The organism is Acuticoccus sp. (assembly GCF_965213555.1).
Lineage (GTDB): Bacteria > Pseudomonadota > Alphaproteobacteria > Rhizobiales > Amorphaceae > Acuticoccus.
The window spans coordinates 3,520,220-3,544,795 of sequence record NZ_OZ243890.1 but is presented as its reverse complement, the minus strand read 5'-3'; the positions used below and the strand labels follow the sequence as shown (position 1 = coordinate 3,544,795).

The following is a 24,576-nucleotide window of genomic DNA, read 5'->3' as shown; positions in this document are numbered from 1 at the left end:
GAACGCCCGCACGCGAGGTACGCGTCGTCGGCAAGGTGCTCGAGGGCTGCAGCCTCGTGCGCCACATGGGTCAGCATGCGACGTGGTGCGCGATGAGACTTGAGCACAGCCACAGCCCCGAGGCGATCCGCCATCGGCTCGCGCACGGGCCGAAGGTGTCCTACCTCAAGGACGTCATCTACGGCGGCATCGACGGGACGATCACCACCTTCGCCATCGTCGCCGGGGCGATCGGCGCGGATCTGCCCACGCGCATCGTCATCATCCTCGGGATCGCCAACATCGTCGCCGACGGGCTGTCGATGGCGGCCGCGAACTACTCCGGGACCAAGGCGGAGGTCGAGGACTACCGCCGTCTGCGCGCCATGGAGGAGCGGCACATCCGTGCTGACCCGTCCGGCGAGCGGGCGGAGGTCCGCGAGATCTACCGCAACAAGGGCTACCGCGGCAGCGACCTCGACGACATCGTCGGGCTCCTCACCCAGCGCCGTGAGGTGTGGATCGACACCATGCTCGCCGAGGAGTTCGGTCGGAGCTCGGTGATCGCCTCGCCGCTCAAGGCCGCGCTCGCGACGTTCGCCGCGTTCGTCGCGTGCGGTGCGGTCCCGCTTCTGCCGTTCCTCGTCGGGATGCCGGCCGCAGCGACGAGCGCGACGCTCCTCACTGCGCTGACCTTCTTCGCCATCGGCTCGGCGAAGAGCCGCTGGTCGACCCGGCACTTCTTCTGGTCGGGCCTGGAGACGGCCGCGGTGGGCCTCGCCGCAGCAGGCGCGGCGTTCGCCATCGGGCACGTGCTGGAGCAGGTCCTGTGAGGCCGGCGCGGCCGAGCCGGTCTCCTGTGCGGCGCTGCCATGCCGCTGTCCGCCTCGCTTGACGCCCCCTCGCGCCCCGGGCCAAGCGTGCGCGCGTCCCGCAAGGCGCCGCCGATGACCCCACGCCCCGCCCTCCTCGACCGCGACGGGCCTCCGACCGCAGGCGTCCGCGTCGCGACCATGCGCGGGTCGCCCGCGCGCTCAAGGCCATCGTCGTGAACGGCTCCGCCGCCGGACCGCCCGAGGCGCTGCGGCGCTTCTACACCATCGCGTCGACGGCGCCTGAGCCCGGGGGGACCGCCCGCGTCCTGCTCGACGGTCGTCCGGTGCGCACGCCCGCCCGCGCGCTCCTCGCTGTGCCGCCTCGCATCGCCGAGGCCATCGCCGCGGAGTGGAACGCGCAGGGCGAACGCATTTTGCCCCTCACGATGCCTCTGACGAGGCTTGCCAACACGGCCATCGACGGCGTGCGCGAGGCCAGCGCCGCGGTCCGCGACGACGTGGCCGCCATCGCCTCCAACGACCTGGTGCTCTACCGGGCGGACGCCCCCGCCGGCCTCGTCGCCGCGCAGCAGGCGCTCTGGGACGACGTCGTCGCCTACGGGGAGGGGGCGTTCGGCGTGCGCCTCGCGTTGGCAGAGGGCGTCATGCCCGTGCAACAGGACGAGCGCCTTGCGGCGCGGGTCGCAGCGGCGCTGCCCGGTGATGCCCTGGCGCTCGCCGCCATGCACCAACTCGCGACGCTGACCGGGTCGGCGCTCCTGGCGCTCATGGTGCGCGACGGCTCGATCTCCTTCGACGACGCCTGGGCGGCGGCCCACGTGGACGAGGACTGGAACATCCGCGAGTGGGGAGAGGACGAGGAGGCGACCCGCCGCCGCGCCCAGCGCGAGCGCGACGCGAAAGCTGCAGCGTTCATCCTTCGCCCCGAGATGGACCATCCGATGCCGGCGAGCATGGCAGGCTAGCGTCCCTCTGCTCGACGTCGGCCGTCGCTCCGGACGCGGTCGCGGTTGGCGGCGCACGCAGCGCTGGCGTAACAGGGCAGGGTCTGACGCAAAGGGGCGGGCATGAAGGACGTGTTGATCGAGCTGGAGCGCCGGCGGGACGAGGCGCGCGCGGGCGGCGGCGAGAAGCGCACCGCCGCCCAGCACGAGCGCGGCAAGCTCACCGCCCGCGAGCGGCTCGAGGTCCTGCTCGACGAGGGCTCGTTCGAGGAGTTCGACATGTTCGTCGAGCACCGCTGCACCGACTTCGGCATGGAGGAGATGAAGGTGCCGGGCGACGGTGTCGTCACCGGTTGGGGCACCATCAACGGCCGTCAGGTGTTCGTGTTCGCCAAGGACTTCACGGTGTTCGGCGGCTCGCTGTCGTGGACGCACGCCGAGAAGATCATGAAGGTCCAGGACATGGCGCTTCGGAACCGGGCGCCCATCATCGGCCTGTTCGACGCCGGCGGCGCGCGCATCCAGGAGGGCGTTGCGGCGCTCGGCGGCTATGGCGAGGTGTTCCAGCGCAACGTCCTCGCCTCGGGCGTGATCCCGCAGATCAGCGTCATCATGGGCCCCTGCGCGGGCGGCGACGTCTACTCACCGGCGATGACGGACTTCATCTTCATGGTGCGTGGGACGAGCTACATGTTCGTCACCGGACCCGACGTCGTGAAGACGGTGACGAACGAGACGGTGACCGCCGAGGAGCTCGGCGGCGCGGACGTGCACACCTCGCGCTCCTCGGTCGCCGACGGCGCCTACGACGACGACATCGCCGCGCTCATCGACGTGCGCCGCCTCGTCGACCTACTCCCAAGTTCCAACGTCACCGCGCCGCCGGTGCTTGCCACCGGCGATCCGTGGGACCGCTCCGAGCCGTCCCTCGACACGCTGATCCCCGACAGCGCCGCCGCGCCCTACGACATCCTGGAGCTCGTCGAGAAGGTCGTCGACGACGGCGACCTGTTCGAGATCCAGGCGGCGTTCGCCAAGAACATCATCACCGCGTTCGGCCGCGTCGAGGGTCGGCCCGTCGGCTTCGTCGCCAACCAGCCGCTGACCCTCGCCGGCGTCCTCGACGCCGACGCCTCGCGCAAGGCGGCCCGGTTCGTGCGCTTCTGCGATGCGTTCTCGATCCCCATCGTGACGTTCGTGGACGTGCCGGGCTTCCTGCCGGGGACGGCGCAGGAGTATGGCGGGCTCATCAAGCACGGCGCCAAGCTGCTGTTCGCCTACGCCGAGGCGACGGTGCCCAAGGTCACGGTCATCACGCGCAAGGCCTACGGCGGCGCCTACGACGTCATGGCCTCCAAGCACCTCAGGGGCGACATCAACTACGCCTGGCCGACGGCGGAGATCGCCGTCATGGGGCCGAAGGGCGCGGCGGAGATCCTCTATCGCGCCGACCGCGGCGACGCGGACAAGCTCGCAGGGCGCATCGCCGAGTACGAGGCGCGCTTCGCCAACCCGTTCGTCGCCGCCGAGCGCGGCTTCATCGACGAGGTCATCCTGCCGCGCAACACGCGGCGTCGCGTCGCTCGCGCGCTTCGCCTCCTGCGCGAGAAGCGCCTCGACAACCCCTGGCGTAAGCACGACAACCTGCCCCTTTGACGGTTTACGGTGAAGGGTTTGCACCGACGCGTGGGATGGCGCATCGTCGACGTCGGATGGTGAGGAGGATGCGATGGCCAGCGTGCGCCTCACGGTCCTCCTCGTCGACGTCCTCCTGACCGTGGCCGTCGCCGCGTCCTCGCGCCTACGCGAGCTCGGCGATGCGGGGTCTCGACGCCTCGGGGCGGACGCCGTCATCCGGGCGACGCAAGGCATCCCTCCTCACGTGCGCAACCGCGGGGTCCGCCACGCCCGCAGCGGCCGCCCATCGCAACCGGTGGTGCCTCGGCTTGGCATGCGGCGCAGCCGTTCACGAGAACACGAAACCAACGATGGGAGGCACCGATGAGCGAGACCCTCGTGTCGTCGCGCGAAGCCGCGACGGTGGACGCCTCACGCCGGGCAGCAGCGGCGCGCTCCGAGGCGATCGCACCCGATTGCCGTGGCCTCAACTACTACGAGATCGACGCCAGCCTCCGCGCCCTCCTTCCGCTGCGCATGGAGGGTGCGCTCTTCACCCACCTCGCACCGCACCTCGACGAGCTCGGCGCACTCTGCGGCGGGCGGCTCTACGACCTCTCCGACACTGCGGAGAAGAACCCGCCCAAGCTCCATCACAGGGACCGCTGGGGGCGGGACGAGGAGTGGATCGAGTTCCACCCCGCCTACCGTGAGATGGAGGAGATCGCATTCGGTCGCTTCGGCATCCACGCCATGTCCCATCGCGCCGGCGTGCTGAACTGGCCGGCGGCGATGCCGCCCATCGCAAAGACGGTCTTCCACTACCTGTTCGCGCAGGCCGAGTTCGGGCTCCTGTGTCCGGTCAACCTCACGGACAGCTGCTCCGCGCTCGTCGACCGCTACGGCAGCGAGGCAATCCGCGGGCGCTGGCTGGACGCGATGTGGTCGCAGGACCTCGACGCGCTCGCCCAGTGCTCGCAGTTCATGACGGAGAAGGCGGGGGGCTCGGACATCGGCGCCTCCGACCTCACGGCCGTGCGCGATGGCGAGGACTGGCGGCTCTACGGCGAGAAGTGGTTCTGCTCCAACGCGGGCGCCGACGCGTGCATCCTCCTCGCCCGCCCCGAGGGCGCACCGCACGGCAGTCGGGGCCTCGGCCTGTTCCTCGCGCCGCGCCGGCTGGATGACGGCACGCGGAACGCCTACAGGGTCGCGCGGCTGAAGGACAAGCTCGGCTCCAACTCCATGGCGAGCGGCGAGATCGTGTTCGAGGGCGCCCTCGCCTACCCGCTCGGCGACCTCGATCGCGGGCTCAAGCAGATGCTCGAGATGGTGAACTCGAGCCGCCTGTCCCACCTCACCCGCGCCGCCGGCATGATGCGTCGCTGCCTCAACGAGGCGCTGCAGGCGGCACGCCACCGCCACGCGTTCGGCCGCGCCGTCATCGATCACCCGCTGATGCGTCGTCAGCTCACGAAATTGATGGTGCCGACCGAGCAGGCGCTGTCGGCGACGCTGTTCGTCGCGGCGCGGGCCGACAGCGAAAATGTGCACGACCGTGCGGTGCTGCGCCTCATGACCCCGATCGCGAAGCTGCGGGCGTGCCGCGACAACGTGACGGTCGCAACCGGCGCCATGGAGGCGCGCGGCGGGAACGGCTACATCGAGGACTGGCCGAACGCGCGGCTGGTCCGCGACGCCCACCTCGGGCTCCTGTGGGAGGGCACCAGCAGCATCAACGCGCTCGACGCGGTGCAGCGCGCCGTCGGCAAGGAGCGGGCCCACCTGGCGCTGCGCGAGACGCTAGAGGGAGAGCTCGACGGTGCGTCCGGTGTCCCCGGGCAGTTCCGCACGCGTCTCGGTCGGCGCGTGGAGGACGTCGTGCGCTTCGCCGAGGAGGTCGCGGCCTTGCCGGAGCACGAGCGTCACAGCCGTGTCGCCGCGGGTCAGCTCTACCACGCGGTGACCGCCGTGCTCCTTGCGTGCGAGGGAGCCGCGCTCGGCGCGAAGGGTGGCGATGCGCGCAGGATGCTCCTGGCCCGCTTCGTCCTGGACCACAGGATGCACGCCGCCTCGCCGTTCGACCTGTCGGCGGGGCGATGGGAGGAGGAGGCGACGTCGCGCCTCCTGTCGGAGGAGGCCGTCTCCCTGGACGATGCCGCCACGCTGCTCGTCCTGTAGCTGGGTTGGAGCGCCACGCCGTCGGCGCGAGCAGGCCCTGACCGCCCTGCGGAGCAATGGCGGAGGCACGAGCGACGGGATCGGCGTCGCTCGACGGGCATGGGTCGGAAGCCGCGTTCCGACCCTTCGCGGGACCTCAAACTTTGACATCTTGCGAGCAACGGGTCACGTCTTGGTTCATTAAGCTGGGTTGTTCATTGCAGTGGAGGTTCAATGAACCAGACGATCCTCGCGCACCGAGCCCCCACCCAGCTTGTTACCTCCGCCATCAGGTCGCCGTTCGCGGTGTTCGTCACCATGTACGTGGCGGCCTTCCTCCTGGAGATGGTGGAGCACTGGCGCTACCCGCTCGTTACGGCGCTGTCGGTTGTCCTCGGCGTGCTCGTGGTGATGCGGATCTCGCGGATCACCTTCCTCGTCTTCCTCCTCCTGAGCACGCTCTACCTGGTCGTCGGGCGGTTCCCCGAGGTCGCCAACCACGTCAACCTCATCCTGTTCGCGAACGCTGGGCTCGTCGCGGGCCTCGTGTGGTCGTTCGTGCCCGCATCGGGCATTCGCGACGGCGACGACTTCTACGAGATGATCGCGCCGATCATGCGGCTCACGATCGTCGCCTGCTTCGCCACTGCAGGCTTTCACAAGTTCAATGCCGACTTCGTCGATCCGGCGGTGTCGTGCATCCGCACCTTCCTCGGCAACATGCGGACGACGGCTGCGACGGACTTCCTCGGCGTCGGCGTCCCCGCCGCCCTCGCGATCGGCGGGGTCGTCGCCGTCGCTGCGCTCGTGATGGTGCGGCAGAGGCGGCACGACTTCGCGCTTCCCGGAATCGATTGGGCCGCCGTCCTCGCGCCGTTCCTCGCGATGGCGGCGGTCGCTGCGGCGATCGTCTCGCTCGTCGGCGCCGAAGGGTTCATGAGCCCGACGGCCGCGGCGGTCTTCGCGGTCGCGGTCTTCGTCCTGTGCTGGCAGCTCGTCGAGGGGCCGCTCCTCCTCATCCCGCGCTTCCAATGGGTGGCGCTGTCGCTGTCCCTCCTCGTCCACGCGGTGCTCGCGATGCTGCGCGTGGTGGACTTCCAGGCCATCGCGTTGGCCCTCCTCATCACGTTCGTGCCGGGCAACGTCTGGGCCGCCTGGGCGCGGCAGGCGAACGCGCACGTCGCCGGCATCGCCATCAATCGCGCCTGGGCCTACCTCCTGCTCACTGTCGGGATGAACGGCGCGCTGATGCTGGCCCACAACCATACGGGATTGGACCTTCCAGCGCCCTACATCGTCACCGGACTGCTGTTCAACACCGGCCTCCTGGTGCTGTTGTGGCCGATCTTCGCGGACATCTTCGCGCGGGACCGCACCTGGTGCTGGAGGGGCGTCCCGGTCTTCCATCGCTCGACGCCGACGTGGCTCTACGCGGTCCCCGTCGCGCTCGCCGTGTTCGGCCTCACGTCGCACCTCGGGCTGAGGACGGCCGGCAACTTCTCGATGTTCTCCAACCTTCGCACCGAGGGTGAGACGTCCAACCACCTCCTGTTCGGATCAAACCCGATCAAGGTGTTCGGCTACCAGGAGGACGTCGTCAGGATCGAGGAGATCGACGACACCGCCGCGCGGATCGGCCATCAGTACCACCCCCTGAGGGGCAACCTCATGCCGGTCGTCGAGTTTAGGAAGCTGCTCAATCAGTGGCAGGAGGCAAATCGCGTCGTTCCGATGACGATCAGCTACCGCGGTGAGCGACTGGTAACGGACGACATCAACGCCGAGCCGGACTGGCAGGTGCCGCGTTGGGACACTGAGATGCAGCTCCTCGACTTCCGCATCATTCAGGAGGGCGGTGCGAACTCCTGCCGTTGGTGAGTCCTAAAATCAGACGCCGGCACCGAGCTTGCTGCGACCCAGCACTCGCAACGTCGTGTTTCGACCGGCCCGAAGGAAGGGGTAGAGCGCCTTGGAGGCCGTGCGCGAGCGGAAGATCACGCCGGTCAGCCGGTTGAACGCGCCCGACCGCGTCGACAGCAGCGCGATGCGGTGAAGGCAGTCGTCGCCGTGGTAGAGCTGGCCGTTCATCTTGAGGACCATTCCCTCGTCGAGGTCGTAGCCCTTGGCCCTGATCTCGTCGACGAGCGAGCCGCCGTCCCGTGCGTTGACCAGTTCCACGCGGCCGACGCTGTCCTTGAGCCGCACCATCTTCACGTACGCGGAGCAGAACGGGCACTCCCCGTCGTAGACGATCGTCGCATCGGCTTCACTCATGGGCTCACTCCGGTCTTGATCCTGGACGGGTACCAGGAAGAACATGGGGATCGCGCAGGATATGGTACCCGACTCCGCAGGTGCGAAGCCGTCACCGGGCGATGGCGCGTCCGCGCGGCCGCCGTCCGTCAATGCTCGTCATCTGCCGGTACGATCAAGCCAGTCGCCGCGGCGACGAGAGCTGCCCTTCATGCCGCGTCTAGCACCACGCCGGCGCTGTGGGCGTACCAACCCGGAATGGCGTCGGCGAGGTTGTGATTCGATCGTCGGCCCCGCCGGAGCGTATCGGTCGGTACTATCTCGCCGACACAACCACCGAGAAGATCATCGGCGAGGTCGTCGACGGCGGCACTGTAGACTACGACACCATCAAGCAACGGTATGTCGGGATCGTCGCCGAGGCCGACGTCGCAACTGCCGATCAAGTGAAGAGCGCCGCCATGCGTGCCGCGAGCGACCGAGCATCATCGAGAAATTCGTTCCGTACGCCCTGTTCGGCGACGATGAGTCCGACTACAATCGAGGCATGAAGCTCACAGATGGTCAGATCCTGTCTTTCAGTGTGAAGTACTACACTGCGGCCGATGGGAAGCCCAGCTTGATCGACGAAGAAACTTTGACGTTCATCGTCGTCTAGTGACTAAGCTGGCTCAACCCTGTTGAACCTTTTGGGCCAGGCGTCCCCCCAGTAGGGCGCAGCGGCGTCGTCGTTGGTGCAACATCGCGCGTCGGGCGCCCGGGCGGTTCGGACCCCCCCGGCGTAGGCTGTTGCCGCTCGGTCCCGTGCCCGACACGCTCCCCCGGGCGAACTTGTTCAGGGTCGCGCTCCTAGGGTCACACCTCAAACGACACCGGCGCGGCGAACCGACCGCTCCTCCGACGACTTCCAATCGGCAAGCGCGACCGTCTACAACGGCCGGGCACGCTCGGTTGAAGGACGCATGATGTTCGACAAGATCCTGGTGGCGAACCGCGGCGAGATCGCCTGCCGCGTCATGCGCACCTGCCAACGCCTCGGGATCGGCACCGTCGCGGTCTACTCCGACGCCGACCGTCATGCCCCCCATGTGGAGATGGCGGACGAGGCCGTGCGCCTCGGCCCGCCGCCTGCCACCGAGTCGTACTTGAAGATCGACGCCATCCTCGACGCCGCGGCGCGGACCGGGGCGGGCGCCGTGCATCCTGGCTACGGCTTCCTGTCCGAGCGCGCCGCCTTCCCGAGGGCATTGTCGGAGGCGGGGATCGTGTTCATCGGACCGAACGCCTCGGCCATCGAGGCGATGGGCGACAAGATCGAATCCAAGCGCCGGGCTGAGGCGGCCGGCGTCTCGACGGTCCCCGGCGGCGCGGGCGCGGTGGAGACCGCCGAGGCGGCCGTGCGCATCGCCGAGGAGATCGGCTACCCGGTCATGATCAAGGCGTCCGCCGGCGGCGGCGGCAAGGGGATGCGCATCGCCCACTCGAGGGCGGAGGTCGCCGAGGGCGTCGATCGCGCGCGCTCGGAGGCTGCGTCCTCGTTCGGTGACGACCGCGTCTTCGTCGAGAAGTTCATCGTCGAGCCGCGCCACATCGAGATCCAGGTGCTCGGCGACAAGCACGGCAACGTCATTCACTTGCTGGAGCGCGAGTGCTCCATCCAGCGGCGCAACCAGAAGGTCATCGAGGAGGCCCCCTCCCCGCTCCTCACCGAGAACACGCGCGCCGCGATGGGGGCCCAGGCCGTCGCCCTCGCCAAGGCGGTGGACTACGATTCCGCAGGGACCGTGGAGTTCGTCGCCGACCAGGAGGCGAACTTCTTCTTCCTGGAGATGAACACGCGGCTCCAGGTGGAGCACCCCGTCACCGAGCTCATCACCGGCCTCGACCTCGTGGAGGAGATGATCCGCGTCGCCGCCGGCGAGCCGCTGCGCCACGCGCAGGAGGCCATCAAGCCGTCCGGCTGGGCGGTGGAGGCGCGGCTCTACGCCGAGGATCCGGACCGCAAGTTCCTGCCCTCCATCGGCCGGCTGCGGCGGCTCAGGATGCCGGACGAGCGGTCCGGGGAGACGACGGTGCGGGTGGACACGGGCGTCGTCGAGGGGTCCGAGATCTCGCGTTACTACGACCCGATGATCGCCAAGATCGTGACCCACGGGCCGAACCGCGAGGCGGCGGTGGAAGCCATGGGATCGGCGCTCGACGGGGTCGCCATCGAGGGGATCCGCCACAACGGCGCCTTCCTCGGCGCGCTGATGGCGCACCCGCGCTGGCGCGAAGGGCGCCTGTCCACGGGCTTCATCGCTGAGGAGTTCGCTGAACGGGCGACGCTCGTCCCGGGCGAGGCCGTGCGCCGCACGATGGCGGCGGTGGCCTTCGCCGAGGAGGCGCGCCGCGCCCGCCAGCGCGCCACCTTCGGCGCGCACCCGACGCCCGCTCCCGGTCGCCTCGCCTGCCTGTTCGACGACGACGTCCGCCTCGACGGGACGGTGGAGGCTCGCGCCGACGGCATCACCGTGACGTTCGAGGACGGTGCGGTCCACGTCGTCCCTGGCGACCGTCGCGACGGGGTCTGGAGCGGCACGGTGGACGGGGCGCCCGTCGTGATGAGCCTCGCGCGGGGCGCGCGCGACACCGTGCTCACCCACCGTGGCGTTCGCTTGCGGGTGAGGGTCCGCCGGCCGCGCATCGCCGACCTCGAGGCGATCATGCCCAAGGCGAACGCGGCGGACGCGGGCAAGACGGTGCGCTGCCCGATGCCGGGCCTCGTCGTCTCGCTGAACGTCGCGGCCGGTGACGCGGTGGAGGACGGGCAGGCCCTCGCCGTCATCGAGGCGATGAAGATGGAGAACGTCATCCGCGCCGAGCGGTCGGGCACCATCAAGACCGTGCACGTCGCCGAGGGGGCGAGCCTTGCCGTCGACGCCGTGCTCCTGGAGTTCGAGTGAGGGCGACGCGCTTCCTCATCGAGGGACGCGTGCAGGGGGTCGGCTACCGCGACTGGCTGCGCCGCGAGGCGATGGCGCGCGGCTTGAAGGGGACGGTCCGCAACCTCCCCGACGGTCGTGTCGAGGCGGTGGTGGTCGGCAGCACGGAGGCGACGGACGCGCTGCTTGCCGCCTGCCGTAAGGGCCCCGTGTCCGCCAAGGTGACCGGCATCGGCCTCGACCCTGCCGAGGATCCTGGCGTCGAGGGGTTTATCGTCCTGCCGACGGCGTGAGGGACGGCTCACGCCGTCTCCACGGCAAGTGGGGGGACGGCGCCACGGACCCGACCGAAGCGATCCTGAAACGCTTCGCGCAGCGCCGCGTCAACCTCCTCCATGGTGACGATGCGGCCGAGGTCGGCGAGGCTGGTGACGCCGTGCTCGCGCACGCCGCACGGCACGATGCCGGCGTAGTGCGAAAGGTCCGGCTCCACGTTGAGCGCGACTCCGTGCAGCGTCACCCAGCGGCGCACCCGCACGCCGATGGCGGCGATCTTCGCCTCGCCCGATCCGCCCGGCCGACGCACCCACACGCCGACACGCCCCTCCCGCCGCTCGCCATCCACGTTGAACGCGGCGAGCGCGTCGATCACCCAGCCCTCGAGCGCGTGGACGTAGGCCCGCACGTCGCGGCCCCGGTCGCGCAGGTCGAGCATGAGGTAGGCGATGCGCTGGCCCGGGCCGTGATAGGTGTACTGGCCGCCGCGGCCGACGCGGACGACCGGCAGGCGGCCCGGGTCCTTGAGGTCGGCGGGGTCCGCGCTGGTGCCGGCGGTGTAGAGCGCGGGGTGCTCGAGGAGCCAGACGCACTCCGGTCCGCCCTCGGCCACCTGGGTCGACCGCGCGTCCATGGCGCGGACCGCGGCGTCGTAGTCCGTCAGCCCGTCCGAGATCGCCCAGTCGACGGGTCGCCTGTCCCGTGCCGCGGGATCGGTCGACGATGCGTTCATCACGGTCCGCTCCATGGGGCGCCATCGCTGCCGCGCTGTGCGGTGCCTGTCCCGGACAGACGCGTTCGACGATGGGGATCACCGGATGTAAAGCGGCGGTCGGCCGCTTGAAAGGCCGAGGGGCAGGTGCTAGGTCGCGGCTTCCGATGCGGTCGTGGCGGAATTGGTAGACGCGCAGCGTTGAGGTCGCTGTGGGGCAACCCGTGGAAGTTCGAGTCTTCTCGACCGCACCATCTTCCCTTCTGCGCTGCGTCTGTTGGGGTCCTCCGACGCGGCGCCAGTGCGTTGCGCAACTGCTTCCTTCGTGACCGGTCTGTCGAGCACCGCCGCCCGCCGCGCGGGGACGACCCCGCTGCTGCTCCAGGTCCGCCGACACCCACGCTGAACTGCCGAGCAACGAGGCGGCCAACCGGGCCTGCGGTCTGGTGGCGATGCGGCGGTTGCCGAGCATCGCCCTGGACGTGTCGCGTTCGGCGCGGCCTTAGCGCCGCTTGCCTTGGCGTCCGCCCTACGCGTATCAGAAGCGGCGGCGACGGCATCGCGGCACGGTCGGCGAACCCATCGCAACGCGCTCGCGCGGGCGGACGGTCGAGGACCGTTGCGCCACCCGCCTCGTCCGGCCGCATCGCTCAAGGGGTGCGGATGGCAGAAGCCGAGCGCGACGACACCATCATCGACGAGACGCTGCAGGAGGCGGCGCGGGCCTACGTCGCCGCCAGCGAGGTGGCCGCACTGGCGGCGCTCGTCGAGCCGCTGCACGAGGCGGACGTCGCCGAGCTCCTCGCGCGGCTCGAGCCCGAGGAGCGCGTGCGGTTCGTCCAGCTCTTGGGGGAGGCGTTCGACTTCACGGCCCTGACCGAGCTCGACGAGCCGGTACGCGTCCAGATCCTGTCCGAGCTTGCCCCGCAGACCGTCGCCGACGGCCTTGCCGGGCTCGAATCGGACGACGCGGTCTACATCCTGGAGGACCTGCCGGACGACCAGTCCGAGGCGATCCTCGCGCAGCTCCCCTTCGCCATGCGGCACCGGCTGAAGCGCAGCCTCGACTTCCCGGAGGAGTCGGCCGGGCGGCGCATGCAGACCGACTTCGTGGCGATGCCGCCGTTCTGGACCGTCGGCCAGGTCATCGACACCCTGCGCGAGGAGGACGGCCTCCCCGACGAGTTCACCGAGATCTTCGTGGTTGACGCCGCCTTCCGCCTCCTCGGCACGGTCCCCCTCGACCGCCTCCTGCGTGCGCAGCGACCGGTCAAGATCACCGAGATCATGAACGGGGAGCCGCGCACCATCGCCGCGCAGGAGGACCAGGAGGAGGCCGCGCGGGTGTTCCAGCGCTACGACCTCCTGTCCGCGGCCGTGGTGGACGAGGGCGATCGCCTGGTGGGCATCCTCACCATCGACGACATCGTCGACGTCATCCAGTCGGAGGCGGAGGAGGACATTCGCGCCCTCGCCGGGGCCGGCGACGCGGAGCTGTCGGACGGACCGCTCTACGTGGCACGCTCGCGCATCCCGTGGCTGATGATCAACATGGCGACGGCGTTCCTGGCCTCGGGCGTCATCGCCGTGTTCGACGGCACCATCGAGGCCATGGTGGCGCTCGCGATCCTGATGCCGGTGGTCACCGCGCTAGGCGGGAACGCCGGGATCCAGGCGATGACGGTGACGGTGCGCGCCATCTCCCAGCGTGAGATCAACCGGCGCAACGCGGTGCGCGTCACGGTCCGCGAGCTCGCGGTCGCACTCATCAACGGGACGGCGGTCGCCATCGCCGTGGGGATCGTCGCGGGAGTTTGGTTCGCCAACCTCGAGCTCGGCGGCGTGATCGCCACGGCGATCGTCGTCAACATCGTGTGCGCCGGGCTGTTCGGCGCGACGCTGCCGATGCTCCTCGACCGGCTCGGGGCCGACCCGGCCGTCGCCTCCTCCGTGTTCCTCACGACGCTGACCGACGTCATCGGCTTCTTCGCCTTCCTCGCGCTGGCCGGGTGGTGGTTCGGCCTCCTGTGAGGCCATCAGCTGCGACGCCACAGTTCGCCGCGAAGCCCCACCCTCGTTGCCGAGCACTCGTCGCCCTTCGTGGTCCAGCCCGCACGCACGTGGTCGGCGACGAGCGGGTTGTCCTTTAGAGCCGCCGCGACGCGGTCGCAGTACGGAACTGGGTCGGAGCTGTAGACGTAGATCACCCGCCCGCCGGCAGCCATGTAGCCGTCCCAAGATCCACGCTGACCCCGCGGAACGGCGGCCCGTTGGCGATGCACCATGGGGTCGACAGCATCGCCTTTCGGTTGCCGGCATAGGTCCGCGAGGCCGCTTCGGGGCGTGGACGTTGACCTTCCGATCGGAGGGCGAGACCCCGAGGGCCCTAACGCGTCCGTCCGCAGCCCGGCTCCTGTCAGGCTGCAGCTGCGCTGGCTCGTCCGGCTCCGCCTACAGCGTCCCGCCGGCCTTCTGGTAGAGCTTCTGCGCCATCTCGAAGATCTCCTGCGGCTGGTACTCGGGGACGAACGCCTCGGAGATGCCCTCGTAGTCGTTCATGTCGCCGCCCTGCGGCGGGCCGTCGACCACCTCGAGCGGGCCGGAGCCGTCGAAGTGCTGCCCGTTCCAGAGATGGCCGATGTCGGTGTAGTCGTTCGGCGAGAAGCGGTACAGCCGGCGGTGCCACCCCTCCTCCATGAAGGGCTTTGATTCCGGCAGCACGATGTCTTCCACGGCCGGGATGGGCAGCATCTTCTTCATCTCGACGCCGGTCAGCTTCTCAAGCGCCAGCGCGTAGGCGTGGGCGTGCACGCCGCCGCGGGTGAACAGGTAGCCGAGCATGCGCCGGGCCGCCGGGTTGTCGGTCATCTGGTAGACGCGCAGCTTGGCCGTGCGCGCGCCGTTTTCCAGGAAGAAGTTGTGCAACAGGTCGAGCACGAGGTTGCCGGAGTTGAACACGTAGGAGCCGTTCCAGCCCTCGCCGCGGGAGTCCGTCGGCATAGCCTGGTTGCCGAAGTTGATGAACTGGCCGAGCAGCCCCGCCTCCTTCATGTGAGCGAAGCCGGCGTCGCCGCTCGTCATGTCGCCCTTCGATTCCTGTCCGTTGAGGCAACCGTTCACGGTGGCGGCGATGAGCTCCACGTGGCCGAGCTCCTCGGTGCAGATGTTGGAGATCAGCGCGTAGAACGGCCTGAGCTTCTCCTTGTTGCGGAAGTTCATGGACTGGAACATGTAGTTCATGAGCGTGGACATCTCGCCGAAGCGGCCGCCCATGAGCTCCTGCACGGCGGCCGCGGCTGCGGGGTCCGGGTCCTTCGGGACAGGCATCTCCACCTGCAGCCGGTCGATGCGCATGAACATGGCTCGTGTCTCCTGTCCTCGGGCGTGCGCCGTGGTGGCGGACGTCCCCTCCGACGCTTGAGCACCGGCTTGCCCGGAAGCGCAATCAAAAACCGAGGCCTTGCCAGACGCGAGCCAATGGCCGGCACGAAAGCCGTCCCCAGGCATCGGTGGGGGGAGGCGACCGACCTTGCGAGGACCACTTGGCATCAGAAGGCGAGCGCTGCGACATAAGGACGAACCGAAGTAGGCTGTGCGACCGGAACAATCGGACTGCCGGGCGGTTTCAGCGGGGACCAACGTCAGAATCATCAAGCCTGACGAGAACGGCGAGCTTCTTCGCCGACTTTAGCGTCGTGCTGACTGGCATGAAGCGGGAGCTTCTTTGCCCCGATCTAAGCATGGAAGTGGCCTCCTTCTGGCCTAATGGGTGCCGTAAGTAAGTAGAAGTGTCGCAGCGAGGCCGCGCATGCCGCTGCGCGCGGGACTGGTGCACGCGAGAAACTGCCGACGTTGAGACCTTCTCCGACTGACCCGCAGGAGAAGTGCAATGATCAACACTCGAATTCATGGAATCATCGACTACCTCACCGGAGCCTTGCTGATCGTAGCGCCTTACCTCTTCGGCTTCGCAACAGGCGGGATCGAACAATGGCTGCCGCAGTTGATCGGTGGTTCGATCATCGTGATGAGTCTGCTCACGCGGTATGAACTCAGCGTCGCGAAGGTGGTCCCGCTAAAAGCCCACCTCGCCGTCGACCTATTGACCGGTATCCTGCTCGCCGCATCGCCGTGGCTGTTCAACTTCGCAGACCGGATCTGGTGGCCGCACCTGCTGGTCGGGCTGGCGGAAGTCGCCGTCGTTGCGATGACGAAGCGTAGGCCGGAAACGGACATTCGGCACCAGCCACAACCCAGTTATTCGTCGCATCCGCGACCCTGAGGACTTCGCAACCATCGCAGGGCACGGCTCGTCCTCCCACGCGGCCGAGACGTGCGCCGGACGCGAGCGCGCCACCGCGACGTCGTCCGCCTCGCCGGCTCAGGTGCAGGGAGGGTGGCATGACGTCCGTCGACATCGTCGAGGTCGCACCGCGGAACGGCTTCCAATCCATCCGCGAGCCGCTTCCTACGGACCGCAAGATCGCGATCATCGAAGGCCTCATCCGCGCCGGCGTCCGGCGGATGGAGCTCGGCTCCTTCGTCTCGCCGAAGGCGATCCCGCAGATGGGCGACATGAGCGAGATCGCCGCGCACTTTGCCCGGGACGCCGGAGGTCCGCCTCGCGGTGCTCGTGCCGAACGCCCGCGGTGCGGAGCTCGCGCTCTGTCACGGGTACACGGACATCGTGTTCGTGCTGTCGGTGTCGGAGGCGCACAACCTCAACAACGTCCGCCAGACCGTGGCCCAGTCGCTCGATCAGCTCTCGGCGGTCGCCGACACGCTGCGCGGCGAGCCTTCCGCCCGGCTGCGCGTCGACCTTGCGACCAGCTTCGACTGCCTGTTCGACGGCAGCGTGCCGCTCGAACGGCTGCTGCCGGTCCTTGCGGAGGCGCAGCGGCGCACGGTGGGGCTCGATGTGGAGGTCGCGCTCTGTGACACCACGGGACGGGTGGACCCCTACACCGTCCGCCGTCGCTTCGAGACGGTGAAGGAGGCCTCGCCTGGGGTCGGGTGGGCCTTCCACGGGCACGACACGTTCGGCATGGGGGTGCCAACGCGCTGTTCGCCTACGAGGCGGGCGTGCGCGTCATCGAGGGCGCGGCGGCCGGGCTCGGAGGCTGTCCCTTCGCGCCCGGCGCCACGGGCAACACGGCGACCGAGGACCTCAACTTCGCCTTCGCCCAGGGCGGCGTGGACACCGGCATCGATGTGAAGGCCCTGCTCGAGGTGGCCGACGACATCGCGACGCTTCCCGACGGCGTGACGAGCGGGCACCTGCGCACGGCCCCGCGGCAGCGCGTCTGACGGGGCTGGTCGCGGCGCGAGGTTCGTCGAGCCGCGGCCGGGCCGGCGACTTTCCGTCCAAGGGGCGGCCCGCCGTCCGCCCGTCCAAGGGGCGGCCCGCCGCCCGCCCGTCCAAGGGGCGGCCCGCCGCCCGCCCGTCCAAGGGGCGGCCCGCCGCCCGCCCGTCCAAGGGGCGGCCCGCCGCCCGCGCTCGCGTCGCCGCAACTGAGCGAACCGATCGAGCCGATGAGGCGGTTCGCCGGACCGTCGCGACGGGCGCGATCCTCAGGGGGTAGAGCGGTCTGGGGATTCAAGCGGAACCCCCACCCCCAAGACGACCGCTGGGAATCAACGAGCTAAAGCGCCCCGACCGCACCACACGCTCGACCGCTCACTCCAACAGATCGCCGGCGCGGCGGAAGAGGCCGCGGCTCTTCTTCGCCACCGAGGCGAGGAACCCGTCGTCCTCCGGCGCGAAGCCGAGCGCGGAGGGCGGTTCTGCGGTGGAGGCGACGGGCGGCTCGGGTGCCTCCGCCACGGTCTCCTGCGCGGCGCCCTCCTGAGCTCCGCTTGGCGTGGCGACGCCGGCGAGGGAGGCGACGGGAGCATCCGCGGGGGCTGGGGCCGGTTGCGTGGGCACCGGCGTGGACGTGATCGGCGTGGGCACCGATGCAGGGCTCGTCGCTTCGGCTCGCCCCTCCTCCGCCTCGGCACGGGCGCGGTCGAGGAAGGACGCGATGGCCGCCTCGCGCTCCTGCCAACGCACCTCGCGCGCCTCGTGCAGGGACAGCTTGGCGACGACCGTGGCCTGCTCCGCAAGGTCCGCCTCCCGCTTGGCGGCGACGAGCGCCTCCACCTGCGGGTCCACCGTGTAGCTCGGGCAAGCCTCGCTGGGGAGGAAGCGCCCACCCTCGGCGCTGGCGTTGAACACGTAGCGCCGGTCGCAGACCTCGACGCTCGGCACGCGCTTGGTCACTTCGAAGTGGTCGGCCCCTTCCTTCAGCATCTCCCAGAACGCCAGGTGCTCGCTCTCGGCATGGCGCGCGAGGTTCTCCGGCGTCATGCGGAACGGGAACGCCTGGACCTGGAAGGACCGCTGCCCGCCGGCGAACGCCTCGCGCGCTAGCGCGTAGATCTCCTCGATGTTCTGATCGTCCATGGCGTAGCAGCCCCGGGACGAGCAATCCCCGTGCACCATGAGGTGCGATCCGGTCCGACCGTGGCTGCGGTCGAAGGTGTTCGGGAAGCCGAGGTTGAACGCCAGGTGGTAGGAGGACTTCGGGTGCATCTGAGCAGGGCCCACCCGGTAGAAGCCCTCCGGCGCCTGGCGGTCGCCCTCCTTCAGCTTGGGGCCGAGCTTGCCGGACCAGGCGCAGATCTCGTAGGTCTTGAGGCGTTGGAACTGTCCGTCGCGATCCTCCTTCCAGACCTCGAGCTGGGACTCCTCCTTGAAGATCCGCAGGAGGATGGGCGAGGACACCCTCATGTCCATGCGCTCGATGCGGCGCTCCAGCGCCGAGGGCACCGGCGCCATGTGCGCGGCATTCGAGAGGTCGCTCACCTGACACCCCGCGAGCGCGGTCGCCGCGAGGAGCGCTGCCCCGAGGCAGCGGAGCCGGGTCCCGACCGAACGCCTGGCCGGCGCGGTGCGGACGGTGTGATGCGTCATGCGTTGTCCCGCGTCGCTGGCGACAGGGACGCGTCGCCCGCCACTCGCTCTATCGTGCGGCCATCGCGTTGACAAACCCCCAACGGGCTTGCTCGAGGCTGTCCTCGCGCGATCCGGCCCACCGTTACCTCGCTGCAACGCCGCCTCAACCGTCAAGGTGACGGCCGATGGCGAGGAAGCGCTCCATGCGCTGGGCCTTCAGCGTCGTCCCGTCGACGGGAGCGAGGGCGTCGAGCGCGGCCACGATGGCAGCGCCGGTGTCGGCCATAGAGCGGACCGGGTCGCGGTGGGCGCCGCCGAGCGGCTCGGCCACCACGGCGTCGATGACCCCGAGGCGCAGGAGGTCCTGGGCGGTGATGCGCATGTTCGCCGCCGCCTCCTGGGCGCGCGCCGAGTCGCGCCACAGGATCGACGCGGCGCCCTCCGGCGAGATCACCGAGTAGATCGCGTGCTCCAGCATCACGACGTGGCTCGACGCGGCGAGCGCCAGCGCTCCGCCGGAGCCGCCCTCCCCGATCACCACCGCCACGGACGGCACGGTGAGGCACAGCGCCGCCTCGGTGGAGCGCGCGATGGCCTCGGCCTGCCCGCGCTCCTCCGCGCCGATGCCGGGGTAGGCACCGGCGGTGTCGATGAGCGTCACCACCGGCAGCCGGAAGCGCTCGGCGAGCTCCATGATGCGCCTCGCCTTGCGGTACCCTTCGGGCCGAGCCATGCCGAAGTTGTGCTTGATGCGGCTCTCGGTGTCGGCGCCGCGCTCGTGGCCGAGGAGCGCCACGGACCGGCCGGCGAGGCGGCCGACGCCGGCGAGGATCGCGGCGTCCTCACCGTACGCGCGGTCGCCCGCGAGGGGGGTGAAGTCCTCCAGAAGCTCGGCGATGTAGTGCGAGGTGTGCGGACGGTCCGGGTGGCGGGCGACCTCCGTCTTCTGCCACGGCGTCAGCTTGGCGTAGATCTCCGCGAGCGCGCGCTCGGCCTTGTCCTCGAGCTTCTGAATCTCGTCCGACGCATCTACCGCGGCCGACCCGTCGAGCGAGCGCAGCTCCTGGATCTTGCCGAACACGTCAGCGACGGGCTTCTCGAAGTCGAGGAAGGTTCGCATGGCCTCGCAGCTCGCGGGTGAGCGCGGAGCCTTAAGTTGGCGCCGAACGCTGTCAAGGCGCCCTCAGGCGAGCGGGTGGCAATCGGCGAGGACGGCGGCGAGGTGTTCGGCGCCGACGTGGGTGTAGATCTCGGTCGTCGCGATGTCCATGTGGCCGAGCAGCGTCTGCACCACGCGCAGGTCCGCCCCCCGCGCCACGAGGTGGGTGGCGAAGGCGTGCCGCAGGACGTGGGGCGACACGTCCCTCGCGCGAAGGCCTGCGGCGGCGGCAAGGACCTTCAGCTCGCGGGCGAACGCCTGCCGCGTGAGGTGCCCCGTCGCCGATCGCGCTGGAAACAGATGATGCGCCGAGGCTCCGCGCTCCGCCCGCCAGCGTGCGACTGCAGCTGCAGCGTGCCGTGTGACGGGGACGAGGCGCTCGCGCCCTCCCTTGCCACGCACGAGGATCGCTTCGCGGTCCCGCGCCAGCGCAGCGTCGGGAAGCGCGACGAGCTCGCTCACCCTGAGGCCAGAGGAATACGTGAGCTCGACGAGCGCCGAGCGCCGCGCCGCGCCGCGGGCACCCCGAGCGGCCTCCTCCTCCGCGACGGTGAGAAGCCGCGTCACGTCCGCCACCGAAAGGACCTTCGGCAGCGGCCGGGACTTCTTGGGACCCTCCACCGCACTGCTCGGCTCGTCCCCGCGCAGCCCCTCCGCGTAGAGGAAGCGCAGGTAGCCCCGCACGGCCGACAGGCGGCGGCTGCGCGTCGCAGATGCGGCACCGGCCTCGCTGAGGCGCGACAGGAAGGCAGCGACGTCGTCCGCCTGCGCGTCGCGGGGCACGACCCCTCGTCCCTGGCACAGCACGCTGAACGCCTCGAGGTCGCGCCGGTAGGCGTCGAGGGTGTGGGGCGAGGCGTCCTGCTCCACGGCCAGCATCTCGAGGAACGCGTCGACGGTCGGATCCATGGGAGCTCCCTACGCCGCGTAGGATGGGCCGTGCCGGTTGACGTTCCGTCCGCCGATCCGGCGCAATTGCGTGGGGCGAGCAACCGCCCTGTGAGCATCGCGCTTGACCGGCCAACGGGCCTGCGGCACCCACGGTCCCATCGGCGAAGGCGTGACCGGAGGAGCACGGTCGGCTCGGCCGCGCGGCCGATGGCGCCCTCGGCCCTCGGGCGAGGCCCGGTCGCGGGGCAGGTCCATCGACCATCGTCGCGACGCGCCCGCTGCCGCGGTCTGGGCTGCCGGGGGCTGGCGGGACGCAGCCGACACGGGGGAGAGCATGGTGGCGAAGGCGTCGGCGCCGGCACTAAGGGCAGCGCTGGGCCAGCGCAGCCCGGTCCTCATCGGCCTGCCGGGCGTCGGCAAGTCGAGCGTCGGCAAGCGCTTGGCCGCGCGCCTTGCGCTGCCCTTCGTGGATGCGGACGCGGAGATCGAGAAGGCGGCTGGCATGACGATCGCTGAGATCTTTCGACTGCACGGCGAGCCAGCCTTCCGCGATGGCGAGGCCCGGGTGATCGCGCGCCTCCTGAGGGAGGGACCCCACGTGATCGCCACCGGCGGCGGAGCGTTCATGCGGCCGGAGACGCGTGCGGCCGTCGCCGCGGAGGGCATCGGCATCTGGCTCGACGCCTCGACCGACGTCCTCCTGTCGCGGATCGTCAAGCGCTCGCACCGACCGCTGTTCCGAGGCGTCGACGCGCGGACCAAGCTCGACGAGCTGAGGAGGGCGCGCGACCCCCACTTCGCCGAGGCGCCGATCCGTGTGACCTCTTCCGCCGGTCCCCATGAGCGCGTGGTCAGCGCGATCCTGACCGCCTTGACGGCGTCGGCAGAGCCCGCCGCAGCGGCGCGGCTGGAGCGTCCCGCATGACCACGGCAACGCTGGCCGGCCCTCGCAAGGTGCACGTTCCGCTCGGCGAGCGTGCCTACGACGTCCTCATCGGCGGTGATCTCATCGCCTCGGCGGGCGAGGAGGTCGCGGCGCGGCTTGGCCGTCGGCGCGCGATGATCGTCACGGACGACGTCGTCGCGCCGCTCCACCTCGGCGCGCTCAGCGCAGCGCTTGCCGACGCGGGGATCGCCGCCGTCCACCACATCGTGCGGCACGGCGAGGGGTCGAAGTCCTTGGAGGTCCTGGCGCGCACCGTCGAGGCGATCCTCGACGCCGGGCTCGAGCGGCGCGACGTGGTCATCGCGCTCGGCGGCGGCGTCGTCGGCGACCTGGCGGGCTTCGCGGCGGCGGTGGCCCGGCGCGGCATGCCGTTCGTCCAGGTGCCGACGACGCTCCTCGCACAGGTGGATTCGTCCGTCGGCGGCAAGACCGGCGTCAACGCGCCCCAGGGCAAGAACCTCGTCGGCGCCTTCCACCAGCCGTCCCTGGTGATCGCGGACACAGCGACGCTGTCGACGCTCCCCGAACGGCATCGCCGCGCGGGCTACGCGGAGTGCGTCAAGGTCGGCCTCCTTGGCGACGCGGCCTTCTTCGACCGCCTGGAGGCCCTCGGCGCCCGTGCCCTCACCGAGCGCATCGACGAGGCGGTCGCGACGGCGGTCGCCGCGAAGGCCGCCATCGTCGTCGCCGACGAGCGCGAGCACGGTCAGCGTGCACTGCTGAACCTTGGACACACGTTCGCCCATGCAGTGGAGCACTGCGCCGGCTACGACGGGCGCGTCGTCCACGGCGAGGCGGTAGGCCTCGGCCTCGCCCTCGCCTTTCGCCTGTCGGCACGGCTCGGACTGTGCCCGACCGCCGACGCCGCGCGCGTCGAGGCGCACCTTGCCGCCGTTGGCCTCCCCATGCGCTTCAGCGATCTTCTCGTTGACCTTACCGCAGCGGGCCTGCGGGCTGCGATGGCGCAGGACAAGAAGGTCGAGGACGGCGTCGTCCGCTTCATCTTGGTGAACCGGATCGGCGACGCGTTCGTTTCCTCTTCGGTGACGCCGGACGCGCTGTCCGCTTTCCTTGTAGATGAGGGTCTGCCCGCGCCATGACCGCGCGACCTGTCTGAGGGACGATCCGTGATCGGTTGGGATCTGTGGCTGACCATCGGCGCCATCGCGCTGCTGCTCGCCATGTCCGCATTCTTCTCCGGCTCGGAGACCGCGCTGACGGCCGCCTCCCGCGCTCGCCTCATGCAGCATGAGAAGCAGGGCTCGCGTCGCGCCGCCATCGCCGCGCAGCTCATCGCCATGCAGGAGCGGCTGATCGGGGCGCTGCTCGTCGGCAACAACCTCGTCAACATCCTCGCCTCAGCGCTCGCGACGTCGGCGCTGATCCGGCTCTTCGGCGAGACGGCGGTGGTCTACGCGACGTTCATCATGACGGCGCTCGTGCTCATCTTCTCCGAGGTGCTGCCCAAGACGCTCGCGATCCTGCGGCCCGAAAGCTTCGCCCTCGTCGTCTCGCCGGCGGTGCGAGTGATCGTCATCCTGTTCGCGCCGGTGACCGGGCTGGTCAACCAGATCGTGCGGCTCCTGCTGCGCCTGTTCGGCGTGAACGCGGACGCGGCGACCGTGCAGTCGGCGCGCGACGAGATCCGCGGGGCGGTCGACCTGCAGCACGCTGAAGGGGGGCTTCTGAAGGCCGACAGGGACCGGCTGGGCGCCATCCTCGACCTCGCCGACCTGTCGGTGTCCGACGTCATGGTGCACCGCACGCGCATGCGCATGCTGAATGCCTCGGATGCCCCGGACGCCATCGTATCGGAGGCCCTCGCCTCCCCTTACACCCGCCTGCCGATCTACGAGGGGGAGAGCGACAACATCCTCGGCGTCCTGCACGCCAAGGACCTGCTGCGCGCCGTGCAGTCTGCCGGCGGCGACACCTCCAAGCTCGACGTCAAGGCGATCGCCAAGCCGCCGTGGTTCGTACCGGACACGACGATGCTGCAGGATCAGCTGACCGCCTTCCTGAAGCGCAAGACGCACTTCGCCCTCGTGGTCGACGAGTACGGTGAGGTGATGGGCCTCGTCACGCTGGAGGACATCATCGAGGAGATCGTCGGCGAGATCGAGGACGAGTACGACGTCGAGGTGAAGGGCGTGCTTCCGCAGCCCGACGGGTCGGTGCTCGTCGACGGCTCGGTGACGATCCGCGACCTCAACCGCGCCCTCGACTGGGAACTGCCGGACGAGGAGGCGACCACGGCCGCCGGCCTCGTCATCCACGAGGCCCGCATGATCCCGGACGTCGGCCAAGCGTTCACCTTCCACAGCGTGCGCTTCGAGGTGGCCGAGCGGGAGCGCAACAGGATCACGAAGCTGCGCCTCACGCGGCAGGAGTCCGACGCGGGCTGACCCGTCCTCACCGCACGGGAACGCCGCTCGGCAGCGCCTTACCAGTCGGTGGCGATCGCGGCACCCTCGAAGGCCTCGGCGAGGCGGCGTCGGGTCGCCGGCGTCACCTCGGACGGCAGCGCTGCGAGGGGCACGGTCCGGACCTGTGCGATCTCCAGCGCCTGGGGCGCCAGCACGTAGCTGGATAGGGACGGGTGGTCGGCCACGACGAAGCAGGCGACGTGGTCGCGCTGCAACTGCGCACGGTTGAAGTAGAGACCGAGGAGGCGAGGCTCGCCCTCCACCACGAGCCCGGCCTCCTCGCGACACTCGCGCAGCGCCGCCTCGCTTGCGGTCTCGCCGACGTCGACCGCGCCGCCAGGCACGTGCCAGCCGCCGGTGTAGGTGTGGCGCACGAGGAGGACGCGGTCCTCGACGTCGCGCACGACGAGGCGCACGCCCAGGCTGACCGGCGGGCGCAGGAGGCCACTGACCCGGTAGACGATGCGGCTACGTAGGTCCGGCATCGCGAGCCCTCGAGCGGTGCGGCCCCGTCAT

The 24,576-nt window shown here is 70.1% G+C and carries 21 protein-coding genes, 1 tRNA gene and 1 pseudogene; 14 read left to right on the top strand and 9 right to left on the bottom strand.

Annotated elements, in window-relative coordinates:
- Window positions 1-92: 92 nt before the first annotated feature.
- The 5 genes from ACOOE8_RS16620 to ACOOE8_RS16600 all read left to right on the top strand — a co-directional run bounded on the left by ACOOE8_RS16620 (window position 93) and on the right by ACOOE8_RS16600 (window position 7,414).
- Window positions 93-812, top strand: a complete 720-nt coding sequence (locus tag ACOOE8_RS16620; RefSeq protein ID WP_420392524.1) for a VIT1/CCC1 transporter family protein — start codon at window positions 93-95, stop codon at window positions 810-812.
- 215 nt (window positions 813-1,027) lie between these two features.
- On the top strand, window positions 1,028-1,780 hold the full coding sequence (locus ACOOE8_RS16615; protein WP_420392523.1) for an ATP12 family chaperone protein: 753 nt from the start codon (window positions 1,028-1,030) through the stop codon (window positions 1,778-1,780).
- A 102-nt stretch (window positions 1,781-1,882) separates the two neighbouring features.
- Window positions 1,883-3,415 (top strand): acyl-CoA carboxylase subunit beta, encoded by a 1,533-nt coding sequence (locus tag ACOOE8_RS16610; RefSeq protein ID WP_420392522.1) that lies wholly within the window; start codon window positions 1,883-1,885, stop codon window positions 3,413-3,415.
- Window positions 3,416-3,760: 345 nt separating this feature from the next.
- Entirely contained in the window at window positions 3,761-5,557 is a 1,797-nt protein-coding gene (locus ACOOE8_RS16605) for an acyl-CoA dehydrogenase family protein (RefSeq protein ID WP_420392521.1), read from the top strand.
- 213 nt (window positions 5,558-5,770) lie between these two features.
- Window positions 5,771-7,414 carry a hypothetical protein gene (locus ACOOE8_RS16600; RefSeq protein ID WP_420392520.1) on the top strand — a complete coding sequence of 548 codons (1,644 nt, stop codon included), beginning with the start codon at window positions 5,771-5,773 and terminating at the stop codon, window positions 7,412-7,414.
- A 9-nt stretch (window positions 7,415-7,423) separates the two neighbouring features.
- Here ACOOE8_RS16600 and ACOOE8_RS16595 read toward each other — a convergent pair whose 3' ends face one another.
- On the bottom strand, window positions 7,424-7,810 hold the full coding sequence (locus ACOOE8_RS16595) for a DCC1-like thiol-disulfide oxidoreductase family protein (RefSeq protein WP_420392519.1): 387 nt from the start codon (window positions 7,808-7,810) through the stop codon (window positions 7,424-7,426).
- A 188-nt stretch (window positions 7,811-7,998) separates the two neighbouring features.
- Entirely contained in the window at window positions 7,999-8,235 is a 237-nt protein-coding gene (locus tag ACOOE8_RS16590) for a hypothetical protein (protein ID WP_420392518.1), read from the bottom strand.
- Window positions 8,236-8,754: 519 nt separating this feature from the next.
- Here ACOOE8_RS16590 and ACOOE8_RS16585 point away from each other — a divergent pair.
- Both ACOOE8_RS16585 and ACOOE8_RS16580 read left to right on the top strand, forming a co-directional pair.
- Window positions 8,755-10,734, top strand: a complete 1,980-nt coding sequence (locus ACOOE8_RS16585; RefSeq protein ID WP_420394733.1) for an acetyl-CoA carboxylase biotin carboxylase subunit — start codon at window positions 8,755-8,757, stop codon at window positions 10,732-10,734.
- A complete protein-coding gene (locus ACOOE8_RS16580) occupies window positions 10,731-11,006 on the top strand; it encodes an acylphosphatase (RefSeq protein ID WP_420392517.1) in 276 nt (91 codons plus the stop codon). The genes ACOOE8_RS16585 and ACOOE8_RS16580 overlap by 4 nt, the downstream gene beginning before the upstream one ends.
- Before the next feature lie 8 nt (window positions 11,007-11,014).
- Here the strand turns inward: ACOOE8_RS16580 and lipB are convergent, their stop codons facing one another.
- On the bottom strand, window positions 11,015-11,722 hold the full coding sequence (gene lipB, locus ACOOE8_RS16575) for a lipoyl(octanoyl) transferase LipB (RefSeq protein ID WP_420394732.1): 708 nt from the start codon (window positions 11,720-11,722) through the stop codon (window positions 11,015-11,017).
- 148 nt (window positions 11,723-11,870) lie between these two features.
- Here lipB and ACOOE8_RS16570 point away from each other — a divergent pair.
- Window positions 11,871-11,955, top strand: a tRNA-Leu gene (locus tag ACOOE8_RS16570).
- 409 nt (window positions 11,956-12,364) lie between these two features.
- Window positions 12,365-13,732, top strand: coding sequence for a magnesium transporter (gene mgtE / locus ACOOE8_RS16565; protein ID WP_420392516.1), 1,368 nt, complete (start codon window positions 12,365-12,367; stop codon window positions 13,730-13,732).
- Window positions 13,733-13,737: 5 nt separating this feature from the next.
- Here mgtE and ACOOE8_RS16560 read toward each other — a convergent pair whose 3' ends face one another.
- Window positions 13,738-13,926, bottom strand: a complete 189-nt coding sequence (locus ACOOE8_RS16560) for a hypothetical protein (RefSeq protein ID WP_420392515.1) — start codon at window positions 13,924-13,926, stop codon at window positions 13,738-13,740.
- 226 nt (window positions 13,927-14,152) lie between these two features.
- Complete coding sequence (locus tag ACOOE8_RS16555; RefSeq protein WP_420392514.1) at window positions 14,153-15,061, bottom strand: manganese catalase family protein; 909 nt, start codon at window positions 15,059-15,061, stop codon at window positions 14,153-14,155.
- Window positions 15,062-15,590: 529 nt separating this feature from the next.
- Between ACOOE8_RS16555 and ACOOE8_RS16550 the strand changes: the two genes are divergently transcribed.
- Window positions 15,591-15,983 carry an SPW repeat domain-containing protein gene (locus ACOOE8_RS16550; RefSeq protein WP_420392513.1) on the top strand — a complete coding sequence of 131 codons (393 nt, stop codon included), beginning with the start codon at window positions 15,591-15,593 and terminating at the stop codon, window positions 15,981-15,983.
- Window positions 15,984-16,328: 345 nt separating this feature from the next.
- Window positions 16,329-16,885: pseudogene (locus ACOOE8_RS16545) on the top strand (hydroxymethylglutaryl-CoA lyase); the annotation flags it as partial.
- Between the two features lie 493 nt (window positions 16,886-17,378).
- Here ACOOE8_RS16545 and ACOOE8_RS16540 read toward each other — a convergent pair.
- The 3 genes from ACOOE8_RS16540 to ACOOE8_RS16530 all read right to left on the bottom strand — a co-directional run bounded on the left by ACOOE8_RS16540 (window position 17,379) and on the right by ACOOE8_RS16530 (window position 20,706).
- On the bottom strand, window positions 17,379-18,656 hold the full coding sequence (locus ACOOE8_RS16540) for a L,D-transpeptidase family protein (protein ID WP_420392512.1): 1,278 nt from the start codon (window positions 18,654-18,656) through the stop codon (window positions 17,379-17,381).
- 145 nt (window positions 18,657-18,801) lie between these two features.
- Window positions 18,802-19,758 (bottom strand): acetyl-CoA carboxylase carboxyltransferase subunit alpha, encoded by a 957-nt coding sequence (locus tag ACOOE8_RS16535; protein ID WP_420392511.1) that lies wholly within the window; start codon window positions 19,756-19,758, stop codon window positions 18,802-18,804.
- Between the two features lie 63 nt (window positions 19,759-19,821).
- A complete protein-coding gene (locus ACOOE8_RS16530; RefSeq protein ID WP_420392510.1) occupies window positions 19,822-20,706 on the bottom strand; it encodes a tyrosine recombinase in 885 nt (294 codons plus the stop codon).
- Window positions 20,707-21,022: 316 nt separating this feature from the next.
- Here ACOOE8_RS16530 and ACOOE8_RS16525 point away from each other — a divergent pair, with 316 nt between their 5' ends.
- The 3 genes from ACOOE8_RS16525 to ACOOE8_RS16515 are packed head-to-tail and all read left to right on the top strand — an operon-like array spanning window position 21,023 to window position 24,039.
- Window positions 21,023-21,613: a shikimate kinase gene (locus ACOOE8_RS16525; protein WP_420392509.1), complete on the top strand. Its 591-nt coding sequence runs from the start codon at window positions 21,023-21,025 to the stop codon at window positions 21,611-21,613.
- Complete coding sequence (gene aroB / locus ACOOE8_RS16520; protein WP_420392508.1) at window positions 21,610-22,734, top strand: 3-dehydroquinate synthase; 1,125 nt, start codon at window positions 21,610-21,612, stop codon at window positions 22,732-22,734. Before ACOOE8_RS16525 ends, aroB begins: the two co-directional genes overlap by 4 nt.
- A gap of 27 nt (window positions 22,735-22,761) precedes the next feature.
- Window positions 22,762-24,039, top strand: a complete 1,278-nt coding sequence (locus ACOOE8_RS16515) for an HlyC/CorC family transporter (protein WP_420392507.1) — start codon at window positions 22,762-22,764, stop codon at window positions 24,037-24,039.
- A gap of 38 nt (window positions 24,040-24,077) precedes the next feature.
- Here the strand turns inward: ACOOE8_RS16515 and ACOOE8_RS16510 are convergent, their stop codons facing one another.
- The gene (locus tag ACOOE8_RS16510; RefSeq protein WP_420392506.1) at window positions 24,078-24,545 is read right to left on the bottom strand and encodes an NUDIX domain-containing protein; all 468 of its coding nucleotides are present in this window, start codon (window positions 24,543-24,545) and stop codon (window positions 24,078-24,080) included.
- Between the last annotated feature and the right edge of the window lie 31 nt (window positions 24,546-24,576).